Genomic DNA, 19,802 nt, shown 5'->3' with positions numbered 1-19,802 from the left:
GATTTCTCTAGATATTTTTTATTTTGTCTTGGCGCCTGAAGTAGATTTCTTTAGCCTCCTTCTCTCTTTCAAATTCCTCGCATATAGAAACCCTATCGCATGCACCGTCAATGCTGCCACCATCACCGTTGTGACATACAGCACCGCCGCGTCATTATGCGCAAGGTTGAAACTCGTCATAAACCCTGCCACGAGGATCACCGCCTGAACTGCGAGATATCGCCGATTAAACCGCAGGTACGGCTTGCTGTACCGATTATTTGCAATGACCGCCCACTGGAACATAAAAAGGCCCATGTACAGAAACGCCGTGACAAAGTGAACATTTGCCGCATTTTCGCTTATAAAAGTCATGGCAACGGTAATCATGATCAACCCGATATAAATCGGATAATGGCTGTACAGCATGAATATCCCGTGCGTGTTCCGGTGCTCGTCTACCGCGTGGTTGAACGCACTGAAATAGTACAGAAACAGGTTCGCAACAATGACGAAATACAGCACCGACTTGAGCGTAAACGTCTGAGGCGTGAAAAACCGGGCGATACCCATGATCATCTCGCCAAAATTTATAATAGTAAGAAGCGCAACTCTCTCGACTAGGTGAACGAAATTGATCTCGACCTGCTCCTGTCTCCTCCTGAAATTGATAGGCATCCAGAAAGTCACCGCAATCGTAGCAAGATATATGTAAAAACCCGGAAACAGAGGAAACATACCTGCCGTAAATATTCCGACCGCCCGAATCCCGGTAACTGCAAGGAATCCTTTAATTGAGTGTCTCTCAGCAGCAGTTGTTTCGTCACTATAATATTGGACAAAATACTGCAGGAACAGCACGATCGACAGCAGACAGATAGTCCAGCAAAGGTAATCAAAGTGGTCGTACCAGTCGTTGACAATCATGCCCGAGAACACGAGCAGTATCACCATCTTGATGAACATAATCGAGATATTGAGAAACGAATTCTTGCCGTACTGATTCGTAAATACAGTCTGCAGCATCCATGCATCGACGAGCACAAAAAGTGTGACAAGGAAAGTCAGAAAGGCATCGCCACCCACGATTCCGTCATGCAGATGGTGAATCAGCCCGGTTGTCTTGGATATGGCATATACGAACACCAGATCATAGAACAGCTCGGTAAATTCGACATTTTTGTGCTTGATAGTGGATTTTAGCATTATGTCCCTTCTGTTCCTATTACAACTCTGAATTTATAAAAAATTGCGGTTTTTTGCTGTCGTCTTCACACATCGCTGAGTACGGCTATGAGGGTTTTACGGGATCTTTTCATATTCTTCCGCTTACTTATTTTTCTCATCTTAATCTCCATATCGCCGTTCTCATCGGCGGCACAAACAGCAATGAAGGGACTGCACACCTTTCATATTATTCAAGTGTCAGCAGCAATGCCATCTTGAAATTAGCCGTGGCCTTTACAGAATGCAGCCCACCTTTAGCAAAGTGGAAATTCTCCCCTGCCTTAATCACGTGATCCTTACCTTCGTAACTGATCACGCCTTCGCCATCCAGTGCAAATATTATTGCTTCGCCGGGTGCAGCGTGCTCGGCAAGCCCCGTATCTTTATCAAATGCCATTACAACAAATTTCATCTTGTCGTTATTGACAAGATCCATGTTTACGATTTTACCTTCCTGATAAGGAATAATTTCCGCTAAATTGAATACCTCTCCTGCTTTAATTGCTCCGTTCATAATAGCCTCCTTCTGAACTGAAATCTCTATATAAACTGCTCCCACCGATGTACGTATACCTATCGGTGCATCTGTAGGTGTTAATATTATATCTCCGTCGTTCAATCCCCTGTTAAAGCCATCGACTCCATATACCTCTGCACTTCCATCCGCAACCAGAATCAGCTTGTGATACGGATAAATCTCAGCACTGATATCTGTTCCTGCTGCCAGGGAAAAATAAGTAATGTGCTCTGTGCCATTATATATTTCCTTTGAAATAGTGCATCCCGAAATCGGTCTGTTATCCTTTGCTATGGAGAAAACCTCTCCTTCCTTTTCTTTCATACCCTGCTCTCCTTCCGGACTGCAATATCGTAAATCCTGTTTTGATCCGTTCAATTACATTATATACGTGTTTTACAGGCAATTCTGCATCTACAGTTATATTTCTTGTATTTTTATGTATAATGGAAAGTCGAATCATTTTAATCTTAAGTCAAGGAAACCGGCATGACTTATTTAAATTGATGATTTCCCTACGATTCATCTCTATTGGATTTTGGATCCGGGATTTGAAGAATCAAACACTTTGGTTTCCCTCAAAAGAGATACATGTAAAACAATTCTTGCTTTTGTTTTCATGTATTATACGGTAAGGTTAGGTTGGAGGTGGGGTATGTCAATCGGAACCAAGATACAAGAAATAAGAAAGTCGCATAATCTCAGTCAGCAGCAATTTGCCGAAAGATTCGGCGTTACACGCCAGACCGTTTCAAACTGGGAAAATGATAAGCACTATCCTGATATGGAAATCCTTAAACACATAAGCAACGAGTACGAAGTATCATTTGATACGCTTATCAAGGAGGATGAGATATACATTAAGAGTATTGATACTACTAGGAAAAAGCTGTCATTGTGGAAAAAAACGCTTCTTGTATCTGTTGTTTTGATACTCGGTCTCCTGACAGCATTGTTTACTGTTCTCCATTTTTCATACAAGCCAACTCCTGACAAATCTCGAATTACAACTGATACTAATATCAAAATGATGGTTGATATTTACGGGAGTTCACCATCCTCTGCCATTACAATGACCTTTGATGCCGGCAGCTATGAGTCTTTTTCGGAATCAAAGAGAATTAATATAAGAAGTAATACTTGTGGCAAAATTGAAGGTGATGTACCTTGCGTATTCATAAAAAATCGAGCTGAGTCCTACGTGAAGCTGCGATTCCAAGACACTGACTATAAAAATCAAGCTCCGAAGATAGACAGTATAAAACTCTACACTGCACCGGGAATGCCTGTAGCTCCTCAAGAAAGAAAAGATAAAATGGTTACATATAAAAAGGATGATGCCGGGGTTACTGTGTTCCTGTCAGACTTTCTCTTTGAGGATGAGGTAACGTTTAGTGACAATCTTGATGAAAACAAAACTGCTGTCTGGTTCTGTATTTTCGAAATCAAATATTCGATCGGCAACAATAAATATGTGAGTTTGACTTCGGTTGCCGTCGCTTATAAAGCATAACTCAATAGCCTGCAGATAAAGCAAGAGAAGCCGGCTCAAATGGCTTGGCTTCTCTTTTGCTTTTTAAACACTGTTTTTCTCTACTCACGGTTCTATTATGTTGAAGTTCAATACTAGTGGAGACATATATTTGATAAGCCGTAGCGGCACAGTTTGATCTCCTGTTACGGAAATCCGCTCCATAACTTCTTTTTTCCCAAACATAAGCGAGAGTAGCTGCAGACGCTCTAAACTAATGGAACAATCTGCCTTCCTTTTGGCTTTTCCCTTATAGACGAGCAGAATACCATCTCTTCTTACTGCGAGGTACTCCTCGTTCGTATCGGTAATTTTAAGATTTAGGGTGAAATTATCGTCCTGTGCTGCCAGAGCATCTGTCATAATATCTATGTATGACAGCATCATCTCTGTCGTCATCCCCATCATCATTACTTCATTGCCCTTTACGGTTCCTTCGTTGCATGACTGATTTCCATCAAGAAGCTCCCACGCTCCCATAAGGTAGGCGCTGCGCCACGGACCGCTTTCAGACTGATAACCGAGCTGTTCAAGAGCCTTTGCACACAGTTCCCTTGCTTCCCTGAGATCCGGCTTGGCAAATACGAGTTCCTTTGTCAACTGAGCTACCCACTGGTATTCCCCCTTGTCGAAATCCTCCTTCGCCTTGCTCAGAACCTTTTCTAAATCACCAAGGTATGAAATCCATTTTTTTGCGGTATCCTCGGGAGTAAGCGGGTTGAGATTGACCGGATTGGCATCGTACCAGCCCATATATCGTTGATAAACTGCTTTTATATTATGACTTAACGTGCCGTAATACTGGCGACAATACCAGACTTTATTGAGCCTGTCCGGGAGCTCCAGTTTCCTTGAGATTTCCGCAGGAGTGAGACCCCGGTTGATGTAATGCAGCGTCTGATTGTTTATATATTGATAAACTGCAGCCGTATCCTGCATATACTCCTTTACGGTTTCTTTTCCCCAGTGCGGCCAATTGTGAGATTGAAAAACCACCTCGGTTTCATCCACGAAAAGATATTCGGCCTCCAGTATGAAGCGTGCCCACGCCTCGGCATCGCGCACCTGAGCCCCGCGCAGAGTGTAAATGTTATGCATAGTCCCGGTGCAATTTTCAGCCATCCACAGGCCTTTATATTTAGGGAAATATGCGTTCATTTCCACCGGTGCTTCTGTTCCGGGCGTCAGCTGGAAGCGAATTTCAAGCCCGTCTATCGTGATAGTATCATTGCCAGTTATCTCTATTGTAGGTGCCAGCAGACCGACCGTTCCTCGTGACTGGCCAAGTCCTATACCTATTGCCATACGGTCTTTTTCTCCGGCTTTCATAATTGAACCGTACTGATACTGAGCTCTTCTTCCCATAGCAGCGCCGCAGTAAATGTTTTCGCTCACTGCATGCTTTAAGAATCCTTCGGGCGCTAAGATCAGGACCTTACCGGAAGCGAGCTGTTCTTCTAAGCTAAGGCTCGCATCAGCCACCTGATCGGCATTTATCGCACCCATAATTCCGCCGTAGTGATCTATGTGAGAGTGACTGTAAAGAATTGCCTTGACATTGAGCTTTCCGAAATGCTTTTCCATGAGCGCCATAGCTGATTCCATATTTTCCTTGCACATCATAACGTCAAAAATTATCCAGCCATGCTCTGTTTTAATGAAAGTTGCATTCGCCATATCGTAGCCGCGCACCTGGTATATACCGTCACATACTTCAAAAAGTCCCGCGTAAGTGTTGAGCTGCGTATGTCTCCATAGACTCGGATTTACCGTGTCGGGCGCTTCCTTGTCCTTGATAAAATCGAAATCTCCGAGATCCCACGCCACTTCACCGTCGTCACGCTTAATAACAAGTTCTTCCGGTGATTCAATCAGACCTCTCAGTGCACATTCTTTTTCACGTTCATCCGAAAAATTAAGCAAAGAATACCATGTCCTGTTAGCTTTAGCCGTACTCGTCGTTGCGCACGAGCAACACGACCTGCCTAAAAATTTTCTATCTATTCTCACAATATTTACCTCCTGTTAATATGTTTCCCCGGCAGCAATCGCAGCAATCTTTTTTATAGTTAAGATAGCTAAGTTTTACTATATTGTCGGTCTTTAGCCGATTTTCGTTATTTTAGGCGCTTCCCATGTTCCGTTCAGCACGCTGTTATCGGGTCTGTATATTCTAAGAAAAAGATGAAATCCGTCACTACCCACAGGTAGCCAATTCTCCTTATTTTCATTCGGCTCTTCAGTCTGGAGTATTAAATACAAGGAATTATCCTCGTTTAGCTTGAAACTGCTTCGATTGCTTATTGCATAACGGTCCAGCGGATTGGAAATCAAGAAATCATCATCGCCATATGCTGTTACCGACCAAAATCCATGCTCTCCAACCGGCGGCAGACTGTTCGACATGAAATGCAGCAAGTATTTGTTTTTGGCATTTAGCTTCTCTCCACTGTCGTCTTCTTCCGCTTTGAGATATACGGCGGTCTCCACAGGATTTGCACCGAAACCTGCGATTGCAACAAGACAACGGTATTCGTATTCCTTACCGAAACGGCTTATCGGATCACCGTAGAATTTAAAGCTGCCGTTTCTGACCATGAATTTCAATGTTGCTTTGATCAATTTAGGAAGAAGCAGGTCTTTCATTTCACACCAGAAATCTTCCAAATCCTCAGAAGAAAGACAAGGGCTAAAGCTCAGGCCGGCGCCTATTCCCAAATCCGCAAGCTCTCGGAGCAACTCATTATCCTCGGGATATGCAGGATTATCCATAAGAAGTCTGTTGAATCTCCCAAAATACTCTGTCGGTGAAAGATTCATTGCAATCGTAAGAGGAACACCGTCTTTGCTCGCATCATAAGAGCCTTTTGATATTTCCCCGTTAGACATAAAACCCGACAGAGTCTCGGCATCCATCTCACTTTGCAATTTGTAGATGTTGGGTATATCTTCGGCACCATAGCAGATTGTTCTTCCGAGCAGCCAACCGATAGATGTAGGAACCTCAATCCTATCCATTCCCTCGGGAATATCCCCTCTGAAATAAGGTCCTGTAAGTATATATGTTTTTTCTCCGTCCGTATCTCCACCCGTTCCCAAGGTTGCCACGGTATTGGACCATGCGTCCATAATCTGAAATGTCAGATACCTATCTGCATAAGGCTTTTTAACGACAAGAGCATCGTCCTTTAAATCGAAAAAAACCTGAGAATAAAGCGTGTCAACATTAGGTGTGACAACCTGCCTGAACTCCGATGTAGCGAGAGCCTTTGCATGAAAAAAACAGTTAACAGGGGCCTTTGATTTTGAGGGTTCGACTGTGTTGGTGCTGACTTCCTTGGTAATGTCCATCAGAACAAGTGGAAAAGAAAAAATAAACGCCTGCTCAATAAGCGATCTTGCTCTGTCATGTTTCATTTCTTCTCTCATCTTAAAATCCTCCTTAATACTTCATATTAGTTCCGCGATATCAGTTTGGCGTAAACTCACACATAAGCATATCTCTGAGTAAAATAAGCTCCTTATCCGACTCGCTGTCATTTTCGTAAACAAGTCCCACCGCATATCTTGTGACAGCGGCAAGCATGAGATGCATTATAGATAAAAACATTGTTCTTTCACTCATTTCCGTGCACAGTGTTTTGTCATTCTCGCCTTTAACATAAGTTCTATGGAAACGCATTGCAAGTCTGTCAATCATTTCATTATATGAGTTCAAAGCCTCTTGAGGAACTGCTTCATTCCTGATGTAAATGTTAAAGAACTGATTGAAGCAGAGCAGTCTCTTGTGGTTTTTATATAATTCAAGAAATGAATCAAGGAAAAATTCAAGTTCTTCCACGGCTGTTGCCTTGTCCTCGTTTATAAGAGGCATATAGCCTATTATGAATTTGCTCCATGCATGGGTTCCGACAGCGACCACAAGCTCGGACTTGGTTCGGTAATATCTGTATAAGGTTGCGACCCCTATCCCCGCTTTGTCCGCAACCTTTGCCATAGAGACCTTGTCTATATTCATTTCGGAAAATATACTGAAGCCCGCATCAAGTATTCGCCTATTGGTTTCTTCTTTTTGTAAAGCGTCCTGCTTAGGGTCAAATCCCATTCCTTTCTCCTTTTCCCCTTCTAAAGACAGCTTGCCTGCTGATGATAGATATTATATCATCAGCAGGCAAAATTACAAAGCAATTTAGATTGTCTATAGGAATTCTTAAATGTCTATAGAAATTACTACTCATAGAATACTACTCAAAATCGCTCAAAATCATAACATCGAAAAACCGCATCCTCAGTGGTCCGAGGTGCGGTTTTTAAGCGTATTTATCTTACCCATTGTCATAACTAATGGAAATCACTTCTTGTATTGTCTCTCCAAAATCGCAATTGACAGCTCTGTAGGTTTCAGCTCCAGTTCATAGATATCCTTGTAGATCCTGGGCACCTTCTTGAGTCGAAAATTCATATCCTCGATATCAAAAGCATGTAGATCCGGTTTATCTGTTCCAAGCCAATAGGAATAGTTCTCATAAGCTTCACCGGAGCCTTTTTGAAAGGCCTTTTCGATTTCATTCAACCCCCAAGTACCGCCGCAGTCCTCAATAATTCCATACCCTTCGCCGGCGATGACCCGGGGAAGTTCTCTGCCGGGGAGTGCTCCATCCTCGAAGACTTCTTCCAAGGTTACTTCCACCTCCCAGCCATCACCGAAATCATATTCCAGGGTGCAAGCATAGCCCGGCTTTGTCAGATGATGCTTTACCAACGTTTCCGCAGCATCAAGGGATTCTTCACCGAAGCGAGCAAAGTCATCCATCAATTCAAGATTGACTTCGAGATAGGTCTTATACCTGCCTCCTTCTTCATAGACTTTGATGAGATAGTCGCATAACTCATCTGTGCGTGTCCTGCGAATGTTCTCCACATTGTCGATCTCAATGCGAAACAGGTGGCTCGCCTGCATCTCGAACATCGTCATCAAAATATACGCCAGTCTGGAAAAGCGCACGTCATTAAGTGTCTGAAATCGGCGCCAGACAGGAAAGGGTGCATCTTTTAATTCTGCATAAAATTGCATAATCGGTTTTGAAGCCATGATTACATACCCTCCCGTTTCATCAATGTATCAGCCGTTTCGTAATCTCTACAACTTCCTTTTAAGAGAAAGTATCCGCCTATCCCATCCAATCCAGAGTTTTCGACCATAGAACTTTGACCTTGATACGCCTTCGACTGTTGCCATGAAATAATCATCACCATTGTGCCTAGTGCCTCACATCATAGTGGAACTACTTATTCCGTAAGAGTTAATAGAGGAGCAACTCATACACTTCCCGGTCGCTGCGGAAGAACTTGTTCTTATCTATAATTATTTTGCTTCCTTCGTATATTGGAGCGAGGTCTGCTTTCTACGGCTGATGGTCCCGTTGATCGCATATATCGTGTAATATATGTACTCAATTCACCTGCATTTTATCATACGGCTTCTTGTCTCTCAACGAGGAAAAATACCAAACGTTAAGTAATCAATGTAAAGTGCAACTTCAAAGCCTTTCATCCAATCTGACTTTACTTCAATATCGATATTTAGTGAGGATTCACGCACTCACTATTTAGACTAACATCATTTTTATTTATTTTTATTTCTTTGATATTTTTACAAGGCCATGGCAATACAAAACGATTCACATTATTATGAAATTTGAATTTTATTATGTCTCCGTCTTTTATTCCGCCGCTGCTGTTTAACGTGGTTAAGCACACTCTTTTTACGCTTTCCGCTTTTACAATTATGATTTCATCCAGTGTTCCCTCGTTTATTTTATCGTCTTTAGGGAGAACCGCATACTCACTACCGACTCTCTTAAGCTTAGTTTCTGTAATATATAAATCAATTCCTTTATTGTTATATATATCTACCAAAAATTCTCATCTCCGTCTTCTCTTACAAGCTTCCCTTTTCTCTCGACATTTAATTCTTTATCTTGTAAATAAACAACTTGTACTTTCCCCATTCGTTTCCATAAATAGCTTATAAAAAAACCAAATATAACACCTAATATGTTGTTTGATGTCTTCACAAATTGCAAAATTTCAAGCAAAAACCATTTCATAAAAGCCTCCAAAACTCAATATACGGCGAGTATACCACGAAAGAAAACCCGATACCAAACAGTACCGGCAATTCGTATTAAATTGGCTAATAGATTCAGTCGTTATGTGCGAGTGTTGTGTGGTTTAAGAAGTGGCGAAACGGCTCGAATGAGGTTCTGCGGTATTGACGATGGGTGGAATTATCAATTTCTACAATACCCGGCGGATACATGGCTATTGCGGCTATAGATCTCCGCTTGAGTATCAGAAAAATTGTCCGTTTTCTTGACAGAGAACCAAGGTGACACTTGTCACACAATCTGCGATAAAACGTGTCAAATTACGACAACGGACAAAAAACAAAAAATCACCTAGACGTTGTAAATCAGCTGCTTTCAGCGGTTACACGATTAGGCGATTCAGTATTGGCGGAGGCGTTATGGCTGCAGCTCTGTACATTTTCTAGTTTCAAGGGTTTCAGAGCGCATCATGTAAATTTCTCTAATTTTCCTCTAATTATTTTCAACCGGTTTCAGGCTCAAATAAACGCCTTAAACTACAGTTCTTCTACTCTATAGATATTGTATCCTTCATAATAGTAACTGTGATCAATGCCCTTCATATACATTTCTCTGTCATCAATCTTATCAGTCAATGCATTTCTCAATATATGCTTTATTTCAATATCCTTAATCGGACTGCGTTCCATTGCCATAAGGTAGTCATCTTTATCAACCTTGCTCCAGTCAACAACCTTATTGATTTCCTTCTTTAGTATGAGATCAAGCCAGATGCGTGTACTTCTGCCATTACCTTCTCTGAATGGATGTGCTATATTCATTTCAACATATTTCTCAACTATTTCATCAAAGGTCTGCTGTGGCATTTCTTCAATATGCCTAATTGATGCTTCAAGATACATCACAGGGGCAAAACGAAAATTTCCCTTGGAAATATTCACAGTTCTTAACGCCCCGGCAAAATCATATATTTCGTCAAACAATACTCTATGAATCTCCGAGAGGGCAGCAAATGAACCTGCTTCAAGCTCATCCAGTCTGCCGCTTTCAAATAGCCATGCAGCCTTCTTCTTACTGATTCTTTCCTCTGCTCTGGCAAGCTCAGCAGAGTCTGTTATTCCAAACTTATTAGCAAGCGCCATTACCTTACCTCCGGTATATGTTTATATTTAGACCCCAATCTGTGAAATAGGTTTTAAGACCATACCACAAAGAACGTTATAGAATCATTTCTGGTGGAGGCGGTGGGATTTGAACCCACGTCCAGGAGCATTTCCGAAAGACCTTCTCCGAGCGCAGCTGATACTTTATAATTCGCTCATGTATCGTCATGTCAGCAGACTACACAATCGCTATCCCGCAATTCCCTTGCGCTACCGGGAGCTCACGCAAGGTTTTCCTGCATAATCGACGCCAGCTCCGTTACCTGCAGGTGAATACCGGTTGACGCGCGTTGCTGAACTAAGCAGCTAGTGCGAAATTGTTATTCTTTTTAGCGTTTGAATTTAACCGCCGCTTTTTACGTGGCTCGGCTCCACAGCTCGCTTATCCTTGTTCCACAATCCTGTCGAAACCTGACGCCCCCACAGTTGTCAGAACCTCTCGGGTATCCCCGAAAGAATTATAAAAGTGTTATAAAGACTATATGAGTAAAGTATTATAGTGGAATTGCTCCCTAATTTCAAGAGGAAAAGTCGAGAAATCTTTAAAATCAAGAAGTCAAGAAACCTTTAAAGTCTTCTTCGAAGGCTGTCCTTAATCGCTCTGTCCATCTTGCGATCGGCCTCCTTCTTGGCGATAGTCTCGCGCTTATCGTAATTCTTCTTGCCCCGACAAAGACCGATTTCCACCTTGCAATAGCCTGCTTCATTGATATACACATTAAGCGGAATCAACGTCAGCCCATCAGTCTTGATTAAGCCTGCCAGCTTGAAGATCTCACGCTTATGCATCAACAGCTTGCGCTCACGAAGCGGCTCGACGTTGAACCTGTTGCCCTGTTCATATGGTGAGATATGCATACCGAGGATGGTAATTTCGCCATTGTATATGTGCGCGTAACTCTCCTTAATGCTGACGCGGCCAGCACGAACCGACTTGATCTCGGTACCGGTGAGTGCGATGCCCGCCTCGTAGGTCTCCTCGACAAAGTAATCATGTCTCGCCTTTTTATTATTTGCTACTACCTTCCTGCTTCTTGCCATCTTTTCCCTTTGATATACTCCCTCTCGAAATATTGCAGCACGTAAATTTTACATGCGATCCCACGTGACTTTCCGCGTATGCCGCCGAACTGCCTTGTCAGCTCGTACTCTTCTTTATATTAAGCCGTCACGACGTTATAGCCTCTTAATCTTGTTGAATGGGAACAATCTCAGTATTGCCCTGCCCCTGATCGCGGACTTCTTAATACATCCAACCTCACTATACCTGCTGTCTACGCTGACAACTCGGTTATCGCCCATCGCAAAATACTCGCCTTCAGGCACCTTGAGCTTATTGACACTTCCGGTCGTGTATCCGTCTTTCAGGTAGTCCTCGTGATATTCCTTACCGTTGATATACACGCTGCCATCCTTGATGGTAACCTCATCGCCGGGAAGCCCGATTACTCGCTTAATCAACAGCTTGTCCTTGCCTCTCTCATCCTTGAGCTCGGACTTAAATATAATAATGTCACCACGTTTAGGCTCCTTGTCGCCGGCATAGGCGCGCCTGGCCATGATGACGTAATCATTTGGATTTAGCGTGTCCTGCATTGAAGTCTGCTTGACAATCGTCGGCCTGATAAATGTCAGGATGACTGCAGCCAGAACCGCTGCGACGATTATGTCCTTGATTAAGCTCTTTGCAAATTCACTCATTAATAATCCCTTTCGATTTCCTGCGCTTCTCGAATCCGCTAACAGGCAGCTGATTCGATCCGCTATCCTTCGGCAGAGCTCATGCCCGTTCAAGATGCTTCTGCCGAGTTTCATCAACAAAACTCGGCAGCCTCAGCAGGGTTCAGGCCTGTGCCTGTTCGAGCCCGCTGATAATTCTTTCAAATTCCTCCGGCAAATCTACCTCTATCGACCGTCCCGTCAGTCGCTCCAGAGGTCCGATTCCCTCCTTGAAGGTTATCCTGCAGCTGTGCAGCAGCTGTGTGCTGAGTCCGAAACGCTGCTTGAGCTTCCTGTTAACATCGGCAGCCTTACCTCCGGCATACTTGACATCTCCGATTACCGGATGTCCGACCGACGCCATATGCGCCCTGATCTGATGTGTCCTGCCTGTCACAAGTTTAATCTCGACTAATGTAAAATCCCCAATCCTGCGAATCGGCCTCGCTATCGTCTCTATCTCACGTCCTTCGGAAGCTCCTATATCCAGTATTTTGACGGTGTTGGTCTTCTGATCCTTGATGAGCCTGCCCTTCAAGTCAATCTCCCCATCGGGATGTCCATACACGATAGTCATGTAGTACTTGTCGACCTTGTTCTCTCGTATCATCTCGTTGAGCGTCTTCAGCGAAGCGCTGTTCTTGCCGAACAGCACCGCCCCGGTCGTGTTGCGGTCGAGGCGATTTGCCGGCGCCGGTGCAAATACACGTTCGCGTGGATTGTACTTCCCAGTTTCAATCAGGTAATCCTTGACCTGGTTGGCGAGGTGATTCTTCTTCTCGTTACTATCGCCATGAGTCAGCAATCCGAACGGCTTGTCGGCAACCAGGATATCCTCGTCTTCGTACACAATCTTGAAGCTGCGGCGCACCTTAGAACCAGCGCCGGTCTCGGACGAAGCTGTCCACTCCGCAATCTGAGCATCGCTCATATATAATGTAAGCATATCGCCTGCAGCCAGCATATAGCTGTTGCCCTCACGCTTGCCGTTGACCTTTACGTCCTTGCGAATGACCTTGTAAATCGTGCTCAACGTCGCCTTAGCGAGGTACCTGCGCATGAATTTGTCGAGGCGTCTGCCTGCGTCGTTGGAGTTTATCTCGATTTGCTTCATTTAAGCCTGCTTCCTTTTCTCTAATCGCATCGTATATTATATCATGCAAAACGCTGATTAACAAGGAACAGAGCCCCTCTATCGTTTGCAATCACAAGTAAAAGAATGTATAATCTGCAGTAAAGTTGCGCTTGGTGCCGCAGCGTTAAGGAGAATCAACAATGAAGAATTTCAAGGATTTATTGCACAACACCAACGATATTATTATCGCGGTCATAATCGTGGTGATGGCTGCCGGCCTGATCGTGTGGCGCTTTAATGTCATTATGAAATACCCGCAGGTTCTCGCAAGCCAGTCGAGTCGCAAGCAGTCCGAAGAGGCTCTAAACTCAGCTTCGAAGCTCAAGACCGGAAGCGCATTTAAAAACGGCGTTCTCAAGAAAGACGTCAGCGTCACGATCAGCGGTGGCGGTGAAGGCGATATCTCTGAGCTGATCGACAAGAACCTGTTTACCGATTATCAGCAGTTCGCTGAAGATGTTAAAGCTCAAGGTTACAACACAGCTGATGTGGATGCGGGAACTTACGCATTCAAGAAGGGTGCATCTGCGGAGTCTGTTATTTCAGATCTTGTAGGTTACTAATACGAGGAGGGATAACAAATGCTTGATAAATACAATCTGACTATGCTCACCGACTTCTACGAGCTCACGATGGCTAACGGCTACTTCCGCTCTGAGGTTCGTGACTACGAAGCTTGCTTCGATATGTTTTTCCGCAAAGTTCCGGATCACGGCGGATATGCGATCATGGCGGGACTTGAGCAGGTCATCGAGTATCTTAAGAGCCTAAGCTTCACAGAGGAGGACATCGCGTATCTGCGCACAAAAGGGATTTTTAGCGAAGAATTTCTGGATTATCTCAAGGATTTCAAATTCACCTGCGACGTATGGGCAGTTCCCGAGGGCACTCCGATATTCCCTCACGAACCGATACTCACAGTAACCGGACCGCTGATTCAGACGCAGTTTATTGAAACCTTTGTACTTCTCACGATTAATCACCAAAGTCTGATAGCCACAAAGGCAAGCAGAGTTGTGAGAGCAGCACAGGGCAGACCTGTTATGGAATTCGGTTCGAGGCGTGCACAGGGTGCATCAGCTGCCATATATGGAGCAAGAGCTGCTTATATCGGAGGATGTGCAGGTACAGCATGCGCAATCGCCGACAGGGACTACGGAGTATCGGCACTCGGAACTATGGCGCACAGTTGGGTGCAGACATTTAGCAGCGAATACGAAGCATTTAAGGAGTACACCAGAATCTATCCCGACAACGCTGTGCTCCTCATCGATACATACAACGTCCTCAAGTCGGGGCTTCCGAACGCCATCAAGGTGTTTAAAGAGATGAAGCCGACCAAGATGGGCGTTCGTATCGACAGCGGGGATATTTCATACCTAACAAAAAAGACAAGAGAGGTTCTCGATGAAAACGGTTTAGAGGATTGCGACATCTTAGTATCCAATTCTCTCGACGAGTGGTTGATCAGAGACGTGATACTTGAAGGAGCTAAGATTGACGCTTTTGGCGTAGGAGAACGGCTGATTACAGCCAAGTCCGAGCCTGTATTTGGCGGTGTGTACAAGCTGGCAGCTATCGAGGATAACGGCGTGATGGTGCCTAAGATGAAGATCTCCGAAAACGTCGAAAAAATTACGAATCCCGGCTTCAAGAGAGTATACAGATTTTTCGATAACGACACAGGCAAGGTCATGGCTGACCTCATCGCGCTTCATGAGGAGAGCGCCCCATTTAAGGATGTCGTCGAGATATTTGATCCTAACGCAATCTGGAAGCGTAAACGGCTGACTAACTTCACAGCCAAGGATCTGTTGGTCAGGGTATTTGACAAAGGCGAATGCGTATATGAATCGCCTGACCTCGAAACCATCCGAGACTACTGCAGGTCACAGATAGAGACTCTATGGAGCGAAATGCTGCGATTTGAGAATCCCCAGACATATTATGTAGATCTATCCAAAAAGCTCTGGAATATGAAGCATGAGCTGCTCGGTAAATTCAGTGAATTTCCTGAGGAATTATAGTCTGAATGAGAATATGAATACATAAAAAGAGCTTGTGCCGTTGCGTTTAAACCGCAGCAGCGCAAGCTTTTTACATCGCAGCTTAGCATCTTCTTGAATACCTGTGCTATACCTTTTAGCCAATGCTTATATACCGAGTATACCGAACGTCAGATGCCGTTTTTTGTTATCCACAGCGGCATTTCACACGGTTCCGGGTCTTATTCCTAAAATCTGATCTAAACAGGAATCGGCTGTGTCACAGCCGCTATTCACCACTGCTTTAATACAGATAATCTTCCGTCAGATGCGACTTTCTAACCATAGCACCGTACAGCTCCGAGCTCTTCATGAGCTCCTCGTGACTGCCTGAACCAACTACACGCCCATCATCAATAACTATAATTTTATTAGCCTTCTCTATTGATTTCATTCTGTGAGATACTACAACTACAGTTTTATCCTTTATCAGCCTGTTTATGCTGCTCTGAATCTCCATCTCATTTTCCACATCAAGCGAAGCGGATATTTCATCAAGCAATATTATAGGCGAATTCTTCAGAAAAGCTCTTGCTATGGAGATGCGCTGTCGCTCACCTCCGGATAGCTTTGAACCGTTTTCTCCTATTATAGTCGCATATCCATTCGGAAGCTTTGAAGCTATCTCATCCACATTTGCGAACCTCGCAGCTTCCAGCACCTCTTCATCAGTAGCATCCTTTCTGCCCAGTCTGATATTCTCCATGACGCTTGTGTTAAAGAGCTCAACATTTTGGAACACAATTGATATCTTATTAAATAGAGATGCTGTACTAATAGCCTTGATGTCTTCGCCACCAACTGTTATCTTGCCTTTATCGTAATCGTATAAACGAGAGAGAAGCCTCAATATAGTGGTCTTACCACAGCCGGAAGGTCCAACTATTGCTGTAACGGCATTTTGATCAGCCTTGAAACTTATTCCGTTTATAACCTTATTGTCGCCATATTGAAATTCCACATCCTTAAAGCAGATATCATAGCTGTTTATCGCTTTATCAGCTCCTGTCTGCACATCCTCATCCATTAGTCCTCTGATTCGGCCGAAGCTGTCCTCAAAGAAAAACATCGTCATAATGAACTCGGCAAGAGCTGCGTACTGATGAGAAATCGTCGTTACCGCCATCAGATATCCTACGTAGTACAGAAGACTTATGCTCCCATTTGCAAATAATGCCGCTCCTATAGTTGCTACCAATACAGGCCCCAGCAGCGGAATAACCCGTATTATCGAACTGTTAATCGCCATTGTAAATTCCGCTGCGATGTGAATTTTCTCCGTATTATCAAGCTTTGATATAACATCGTCTCTGATTTCATTCTGCATCGAATAGCTTTTAATCTCCTGCTGCATTTCAAATGCATTCTGGAATGAGTTTGCGTTCTCAAGCAATTTCTTGTAATATACCTTGACCTTTTTTGTTTGCAGATTCCTGGTCATGAACAAAAAAGCAAACCCGAACCAGATAGGGAGTGTCACTGCAAGACCTAGAATAAGATTCCCGATACACATCATTACGGTTATTATGATAAAAAAAGCTGCAAACCCTAAGCTTTCCGGAACGGCGTGAGATATAGCCATTTCAATATTGCTAACATCCATCATAACTGTCTGAGACAGGTCTGACAGATTGTGGGTAGAAAAATACGAAAGAGGCAGTTCCTTAATCTTTTTAGCTAGTTCTATTCTGAGATTGGTGCTTTCCTCGTACGTAACATCGTATGTGAGTCTATATTCCCTAGCTGTAAGCAGGTACATCACAATCGCTATCGCCACTAGCATCCCGATATAATAGGAAGGTGACTTAAGCTTTCCCGATATCAAATCATTAAGAAAAACGAATACAAGAACAGGCGGCATCAAGAACGTCACATATTTACAAAACGACGCTCGAGCCGCTCTCATCATATTATCTATGCCGGTGTCGGTAAGCGAGAAATATCTCTGCAATTTATTTTTCATTATGATAGCCTCCATTCATTCGCCTGATTATACAGCTGCTGTAAGCTCTTGTACTTGCTGTCTGTTGACATAAGCTCATCATGCGGGCCTCGTTCGGATACCTTGCCGTCTTCAATAACAAGTATTTCATCAACATTCCTGATACTGGAAAGCCTATGTGCAATCATAATCACGGTTTTACCTTCCATAAGCTTTGAAAAGGCCTGCTGCATCTCATATTCATTCTCCGGATCGCTGGCAGCGCTCGCCTCATCAAGGATTATGATTGGAGCATCCTTAAGTATGGCTCTGGCAATCGCAATTCTCTGAGTCTCACCACCCGATAAATGAACTCCCTCGGCGCCTATAATCGTGTTTTCCCGTTCCTCGAATTTATCGATGATGTTCCCGCACATCGCATATTCAAGAGCCTGCATAACCTCTTCATGCTTGCATCCCGGTTTACCTATTCTCACATTCTCATAAATGCTTGTCTTAAACAGCTTGGCATTTTGAAACACAAAAGCAATCCCGCGCTCAAGTGTTTCACTTTTATATTCTGTGATATCAACCCCGCCGATTCTGAGATGTCCGCTTACTACCGGGTAAAATCCTGATGCAAGCTTGGCAATCGTGGATTTACCGCTGCCGGATGATCCCACCAGCGCATATCTTCTGCCTCCCGCAAGCTTTAGATTGAAATCCTTTAGTACATCAACGCCTTCTTCATAGCTGAATGTCACGTTGTCAAATTCAATGTCATAGCCCGTCATTGACTCGACCTTCCCGTGGGAAAGCTTATCCCTGTCCATTTCATCGAAAAGACCCTCGAGCTTGTCAATGGCATCCTTTGCCAGTTCAAAATTCTTGCTGAAGAACATCACCTTAACAAAGGCATTCATCAGAAGTCCCGAGAAGGATGCAAAGAACACAACAAGACTTATCACTTCGCTTATATTGGATGCATTTGGCAACAGCTTAAGGGCAACAGGTATAATGAGTGCCGCCAAGCACAGCATGCAGGTCTGAAAGGCAACATAGGGTCTCTTGCACATCTGGCATTGCCTGTTAACTACATCAGAATATCTGATAATTGATTTGTAAAGCCTCTCGAAGGATTCAACAACCATATCAAATATCTTGATCACCTGTATCCCCCTGACATATTCAACCGTCTCCGAGTTGATATCTTCCAGGGCTCCCATGTAATCCTTCATCATATCGGGATCTGAATACATGAATTTAAAGCATATGCTTGCCGCAATCACTGCTAATATTATCAGTATTCCAACATACCTGCTAACCATAAATGAAATAACCAACAGACATATCGGAAACAGCACTGCGTTTACAGAATCAGGCAGCATATGTGCTACAATCGTATGCGTATTTGAAGAATTATCATCTATAATCTTTCGCGTGCGGCCTGACGGGTTCATATCAAAGAACGAAAATGAAGCGTCAAGCAGCGCATTTAAGCCCTTCTTCCTCATATTTGTTTCAAGCCTAAAGGCGAATAAATGGCTGAATAAAAGTGCTGATAGATACACGACAGTATATAAAATTGTAGTTCCGAATATTAGATATGACAGCTTGCTGATCAACGTCCGGTCGGCATTTCCCGTTATCTCATTTAGCATCTGCCATAGAAAATAATAGGGGATAAAAGACAGTATCGTTGCCACACCCGACAATATCATCGCTGCAATCATGCAAGCCTTGCGTTCCTCGGCGTAGCTGAACAGCTTCCTAAAAGTATCCATTCTTAAACCTCCTCTAATCTTTTTTGTATCTTGAATTTACAATCTAAGTGCAACAAATGAATAATGACTCATTACTTCTGGTAAAATGGTGTTTGCTAAGACATCCAAATATCAGGAGGCATAATGAGTCATTACAAACATATTACACCAGAGGAGCGTGAAAAGATACTACTTCTCCATTCACAGAATTGCACAATTACATATATTGCTAACAGCATTGGCAGAGATAAGTCAACAATCTCTCGTGAGTTATCTCGTAATACTGTGGATAGTAAGTATTCTGCCATATCTGCTCAAGCTGCATACGAAGTTCGCAGAAAGAATTGTCGTCCGAAGCATAAACTCTCGAATCCAACGATTTTTAAATATGTTCAAGAAAAGTTTCTTGAACATCAATGGTCACCGGAACAGATTTCAGAGAGACTAAAACTGGAACATGCGAGTTTCAGCATTAGTTATTCAACCATTTATAGAGCTATCTATGCAAGAATGTTTGACACAAAAGCCGAACGCAAATCGAAGGGGAATCGAGGTGCGATACGGAAACTTAGACATAGAGGGAAAACTCGTCATACTAAAGAACACACTGAAAAACGTGGCAAAATAGTTATTAGCAACAATCTCTCAGAGCGACCTGCCGAGGCAGAGAGTCGTTCACGTATTGGGGATTG

Annotated in this window: 18 protein-coding genes and 1 other RNA gene; 4 read left to right on the top strand and 15 right to left on the bottom strand. The window is 43.5% G+C overall.

Translation table 11 applies throughout. The features are described 5' to 3' along the window. Positions 1-18: 18 nt before the first annotated feature. Together HMPREF1152_RS00145 and HMPREF1152_RS00140 are read right to left on the bottom strand one after the other, a co-directional pair. Positions 19-1,185 (bottom strand): low temperature requirement protein A, encoded by a 1,167-nt coding sequence (locus tag HMPREF1152_RS00145; protein WP_009643124.1) that lies wholly within the window; start codon positions 1,183-1,185, stop codon positions 19-21. A gap of 208 nt (positions 1,186-1,393) precedes the next feature. Beyond that, entirely contained in the window at positions 1,394-2,047 is a 654-nt protein-coding gene (locus HMPREF1152_RS00140) for a cupin domain-containing protein (protein ID WP_009643086.1), read from the bottom strand. Between the two features lie 331 nt (positions 2,048-2,378). Between HMPREF1152_RS00140 and HMPREF1152_RS09160 the strand changes: the two genes are divergently transcribed. Beyond that, a complete protein-coding gene (locus HMPREF1152_RS09160; protein ID WP_009643123.1) occupies positions 2,379-3,236 on the top strand; it encodes a helix-turn-helix transcriptional regulator in 858 nt (285 codons plus the stop codon). An 84-nt stretch (positions 3,237-3,320) separates the two neighbouring features. Here HMPREF1152_RS09160 and HMPREF1152_RS00130 read toward each other — a convergent pair whose 3' ends face one another. The 11 genes from HMPREF1152_RS00130 to HMPREF1152_RS00085 form a co-directional block, all read right to left on the bottom strand. After that, positions 3,321-5,264 carry an alkyl/aryl-sulfatase gene (locus HMPREF1152_RS00130; RefSeq protein WP_009643110.1) on the bottom strand — a complete coding sequence of 648 codons (1,944 nt, stop codon included), beginning with the start codon at positions 5,262-5,264 and terminating at the stop codon, positions 3,321-3,323. Positions 5,265-5,357: 93 nt separating this feature from the next. Next, complete coding sequence (locus tag HMPREF1152_RS00125; protein WP_009643087.1) at positions 5,358-6,683, bottom strand: DUF1254 domain-containing protein; 1,326 nt, start codon at positions 6,681-6,683, stop codon at positions 5,358-5,360. 40 nt (positions 6,684-6,723) lie between these two features. Next, on the bottom strand, positions 6,724-7,359 hold the full coding sequence (locus tag HMPREF1152_RS00120) for a TetR/AcrR family transcriptional regulator (protein ID WP_009643109.1): 636 nt from the start codon (positions 7,357-7,359) through the stop codon (positions 6,724-6,726). A gap of 246 nt (positions 7,360-7,605) precedes the next feature. After that, entirely contained in the window at positions 7,606-8,346 is a 741-nt protein-coding gene (locus HMPREF1152_RS00115; protein WP_009643122.1) for a plasmid pRiA4b ORF-3 family protein, read from the bottom strand. Between the two features lie 491 nt (positions 8,347-8,837). Continuing rightward, positions 8,838-9,173, bottom strand: a complete 336-nt coding sequence (locus HMPREF1152_RS00110; protein ID WP_009643131.1) for a hypothetical protein — start codon at positions 9,171-9,173, stop codon at positions 8,838-8,840. After that, positions 9,167-9,364: a hypothetical protein gene (locus HMPREF1152_RS00105; RefSeq protein WP_009643119.1), complete on the bottom strand. Its 198-nt coding sequence runs from the start codon at positions 9,362-9,364 to the stop codon at positions 9,167-9,169. Before HMPREF1152_RS00105 ends, HMPREF1152_RS00110 begins: the two co-directional genes overlap by 7 nt. 536 nt (positions 9,365-9,900) lie before the next feature. After that, positions 9,901-10,506 carry a protein adenylyltransferase Fic gene (gene fic, locus HMPREF1152_RS00100; RefSeq protein ID WP_009643107.1) on the bottom strand — a complete coding sequence of 202 codons (606 nt, stop codon included), beginning with the start codon at positions 10,504-10,506 and terminating at the stop codon, positions 9,901-9,903. 91 nt (positions 10,507-10,597) lie between these two features. Continuing rightward, positions 10,598-10,949: a transfer-messenger RNA gene (gene ssrA / locus HMPREF1152_RS09155) on the bottom strand. Between the two features lie 145 nt (positions 10,950-11,094). Beyond that, positions 11,095-11,568, bottom strand: coding sequence for an SsrA-binding protein SmpB (smpB, locus tag HMPREF1152_RS00095; protein WP_009643113.1), 474 nt, complete (start codon positions 11,566-11,568; stop codon positions 11,095-11,097). A gap of 135 nt (positions 11,569-11,703) precedes the next feature. Next, positions 11,704-12,228: a signal peptidase I gene (gene lepB / locus HMPREF1152_RS00090; RefSeq protein ID WP_009643116.1), complete on the bottom strand. Its 525-nt coding sequence runs from the start codon at positions 12,226-12,228 to the stop codon at positions 11,704-11,706. Positions 12,229-12,370: 142 nt separating this feature from the next. Continuing rightward, entirely contained in the window at positions 12,371-13,360 is a 990-nt protein-coding gene (locus tag HMPREF1152_RS00085) for an RluA family pseudouridine synthase (protein WP_009643127.1), read from the bottom strand. 161 nt (positions 13,361-13,521) lie between these two features. On the opposite strand from HMPREF1152_RS00085, the gene HMPREF1152_RS00080 reads away from it, so the two are divergent. After that, the gene (locus tag HMPREF1152_RS00080; protein ID WP_009643120.1) at positions 13,522-13,944 is read left to right on the top strand and encodes a peptide chain release factor 1; all 423 of its coding nucleotides are present in this window, start codon (positions 13,522-13,524) and stop codon (positions 13,942-13,944) included. Between the two features lie 18 nt (positions 13,945-13,962). Then, positions 13,963-15,408, top strand: a complete 1,446-nt coding sequence (locus HMPREF1152_RS00075) for a nicotinate phosphoribosyltransferase (RefSeq protein ID WP_009643132.1) — start codon at positions 13,963-13,965, stop codon at positions 15,406-15,408. Between the two features lie 262 nt (positions 15,409-15,670). Here the strand turns inward: HMPREF1152_RS00075 and HMPREF1152_RS00070 are convergent, their stop codons facing one another. Both HMPREF1152_RS00070 and HMPREF1152_RS00065 read right to left on the bottom strand, forming a co-directional pair. Next, entirely contained in the window at positions 15,671-17,389 is a 1,719-nt protein-coding gene (locus tag HMPREF1152_RS00070) for an ABC transporter ATP-binding protein (protein ID WP_009643092.1), read from the bottom strand. Next, positions 17,389-19,131: an ABC transporter ATP-binding protein gene (locus HMPREF1152_RS00065; RefSeq protein ID WP_009643111.1), complete on the bottom strand. Its 1,743-nt coding sequence runs from the start codon at positions 19,129-19,131 to the stop codon at positions 17,389-17,391. The genes HMPREF1152_RS00070 and HMPREF1152_RS00065 overlap by 1 nt, the downstream gene beginning before the upstream one ends. A 123-nt stretch (positions 19,132-19,254) precedes the next feature. On the opposite strand from HMPREF1152_RS00065, the gene HMPREF1152_RS00060 reads away from it, so the two are divergent. Further along, a partial coding sequence (locus HMPREF1152_RS00060) for an IS30 family transposase (protein ID WP_009643098.1) occupies positions 19,255-19,802 on the top strand: 548 nt, incomplete at its 3' end.

It is taken from the genome of Mogibacterium sp. CM50 (assembly GCF_000293155.1).
Lineage (GTDB): Bacteria > Bacillota > Clostridia > Peptostreptococcales > Anaerovoracaceae > Mogibacterium > Mogibacterium timidum.
This window is presented reverse-complemented; position numbering and strand designations above follow the sequence as displayed.

Bases quoted from the DNA above. Each gene is read 5' to 3' on its own strand.
- HMPREF1152_RS00145 (WP_009643124.1), bottom strand. From the start codon at position 1,185: ATGCTAAAATCCACTATCAAGCACAAAAATGTCGAATTTACCGAGCTG.
- HMPREF1152_RS00140 (WP_009643086.1), bottom strand. From the start codon at position 2,047: ATGAAAGAAAAGGAAGGAGAGGTTTTCTCCATAGCAAAGGATAACAGA.
- HMPREF1152_RS09160 (WP_009643123.1), top strand. From the start codon at position 2,379: ATGTCAATCGGAACCAAGATACAAGAAATAAGAAAGTCGCATAATCTC.
- HMPREF1152_RS00125 (WP_009643087.1), bottom strand. From the start codon at position 6,683: ATGAGAGAAGAAATGAAACATGACAGAGCAAGATCGCTTATTGAGCAG.
- HMPREF1152_RS00120 (WP_009643109.1), bottom strand. From the start codon at position 7,359: ATGGGATTTGACCCTAAGCAGGACGCTTTACAAAAAGAAGAAACCAAT.
- HMPREF1152_RS00115 (WP_009643122.1), bottom strand. From the start codon at position 8,346: ATGGCTTCAAAACCGATTATGCAATTTTATGCAGAATTAAAAGATGCA.
- HMPREF1152_RS00105 (WP_009643119.1), bottom strand. From the start codon at position 9,364: ATGAAATGGTTTTTGCTTGAAATTTTGCAATTTGTGAAGACATCAAAC.
- fic (WP_009643107.1), bottom strand. From the start codon at position 10,506: ATGGCGCTTGCTAATAAGTTTGGAATAACAGACTCTGCTGAGCTTGCC.
- smpB (WP_009643113.1), bottom strand. From the start codon at position 11,568: ATGGCAAGAAGCAGGAAGGTAGTAGCAAATAATAAAAAGGCGAGACAT.
- lepB (WP_009643116.1), bottom strand. From the start codon at position 12,228: ATGAGTGAATTTGCAAAGAGCTTAATCAAGGACATAATCGTCGCAGCG.
- HMPREF1152_RS00085 (WP_009643127.1), bottom strand. From the start codon at position 13,360: ATGAAGCAAATCGAGATAAACTCCAACGACGCAGGCAGACGCCTCGAC.
- HMPREF1152_RS00080 (WP_009643120.1), top strand. From the start codon at position 13,522: ATGAAGAATTTCAAGGATTTATTGCACAACACCAACGATATTATTATC.
- HMPREF1152_RS00075 (WP_009643132.1), top strand. From the start codon at position 13,963: ATGCTTGATAAATACAATCTGACTATGCTCACCGACTTCTACGAGCTC.
- HMPREF1152_RS00070 (WP_009643092.1), bottom strand. From the start codon at position 17,389: ATGAAAAATAAATTGCAGAGATATTTCTCGCTTACCGACACCGGCATA.
- HMPREF1152_RS00065 (WP_009643111.1), bottom strand. From the start codon at position 19,131: ATGGATACTTTTAGGAAGCTGTTCAGCTACGCCGAGGAACGCAAGGCT.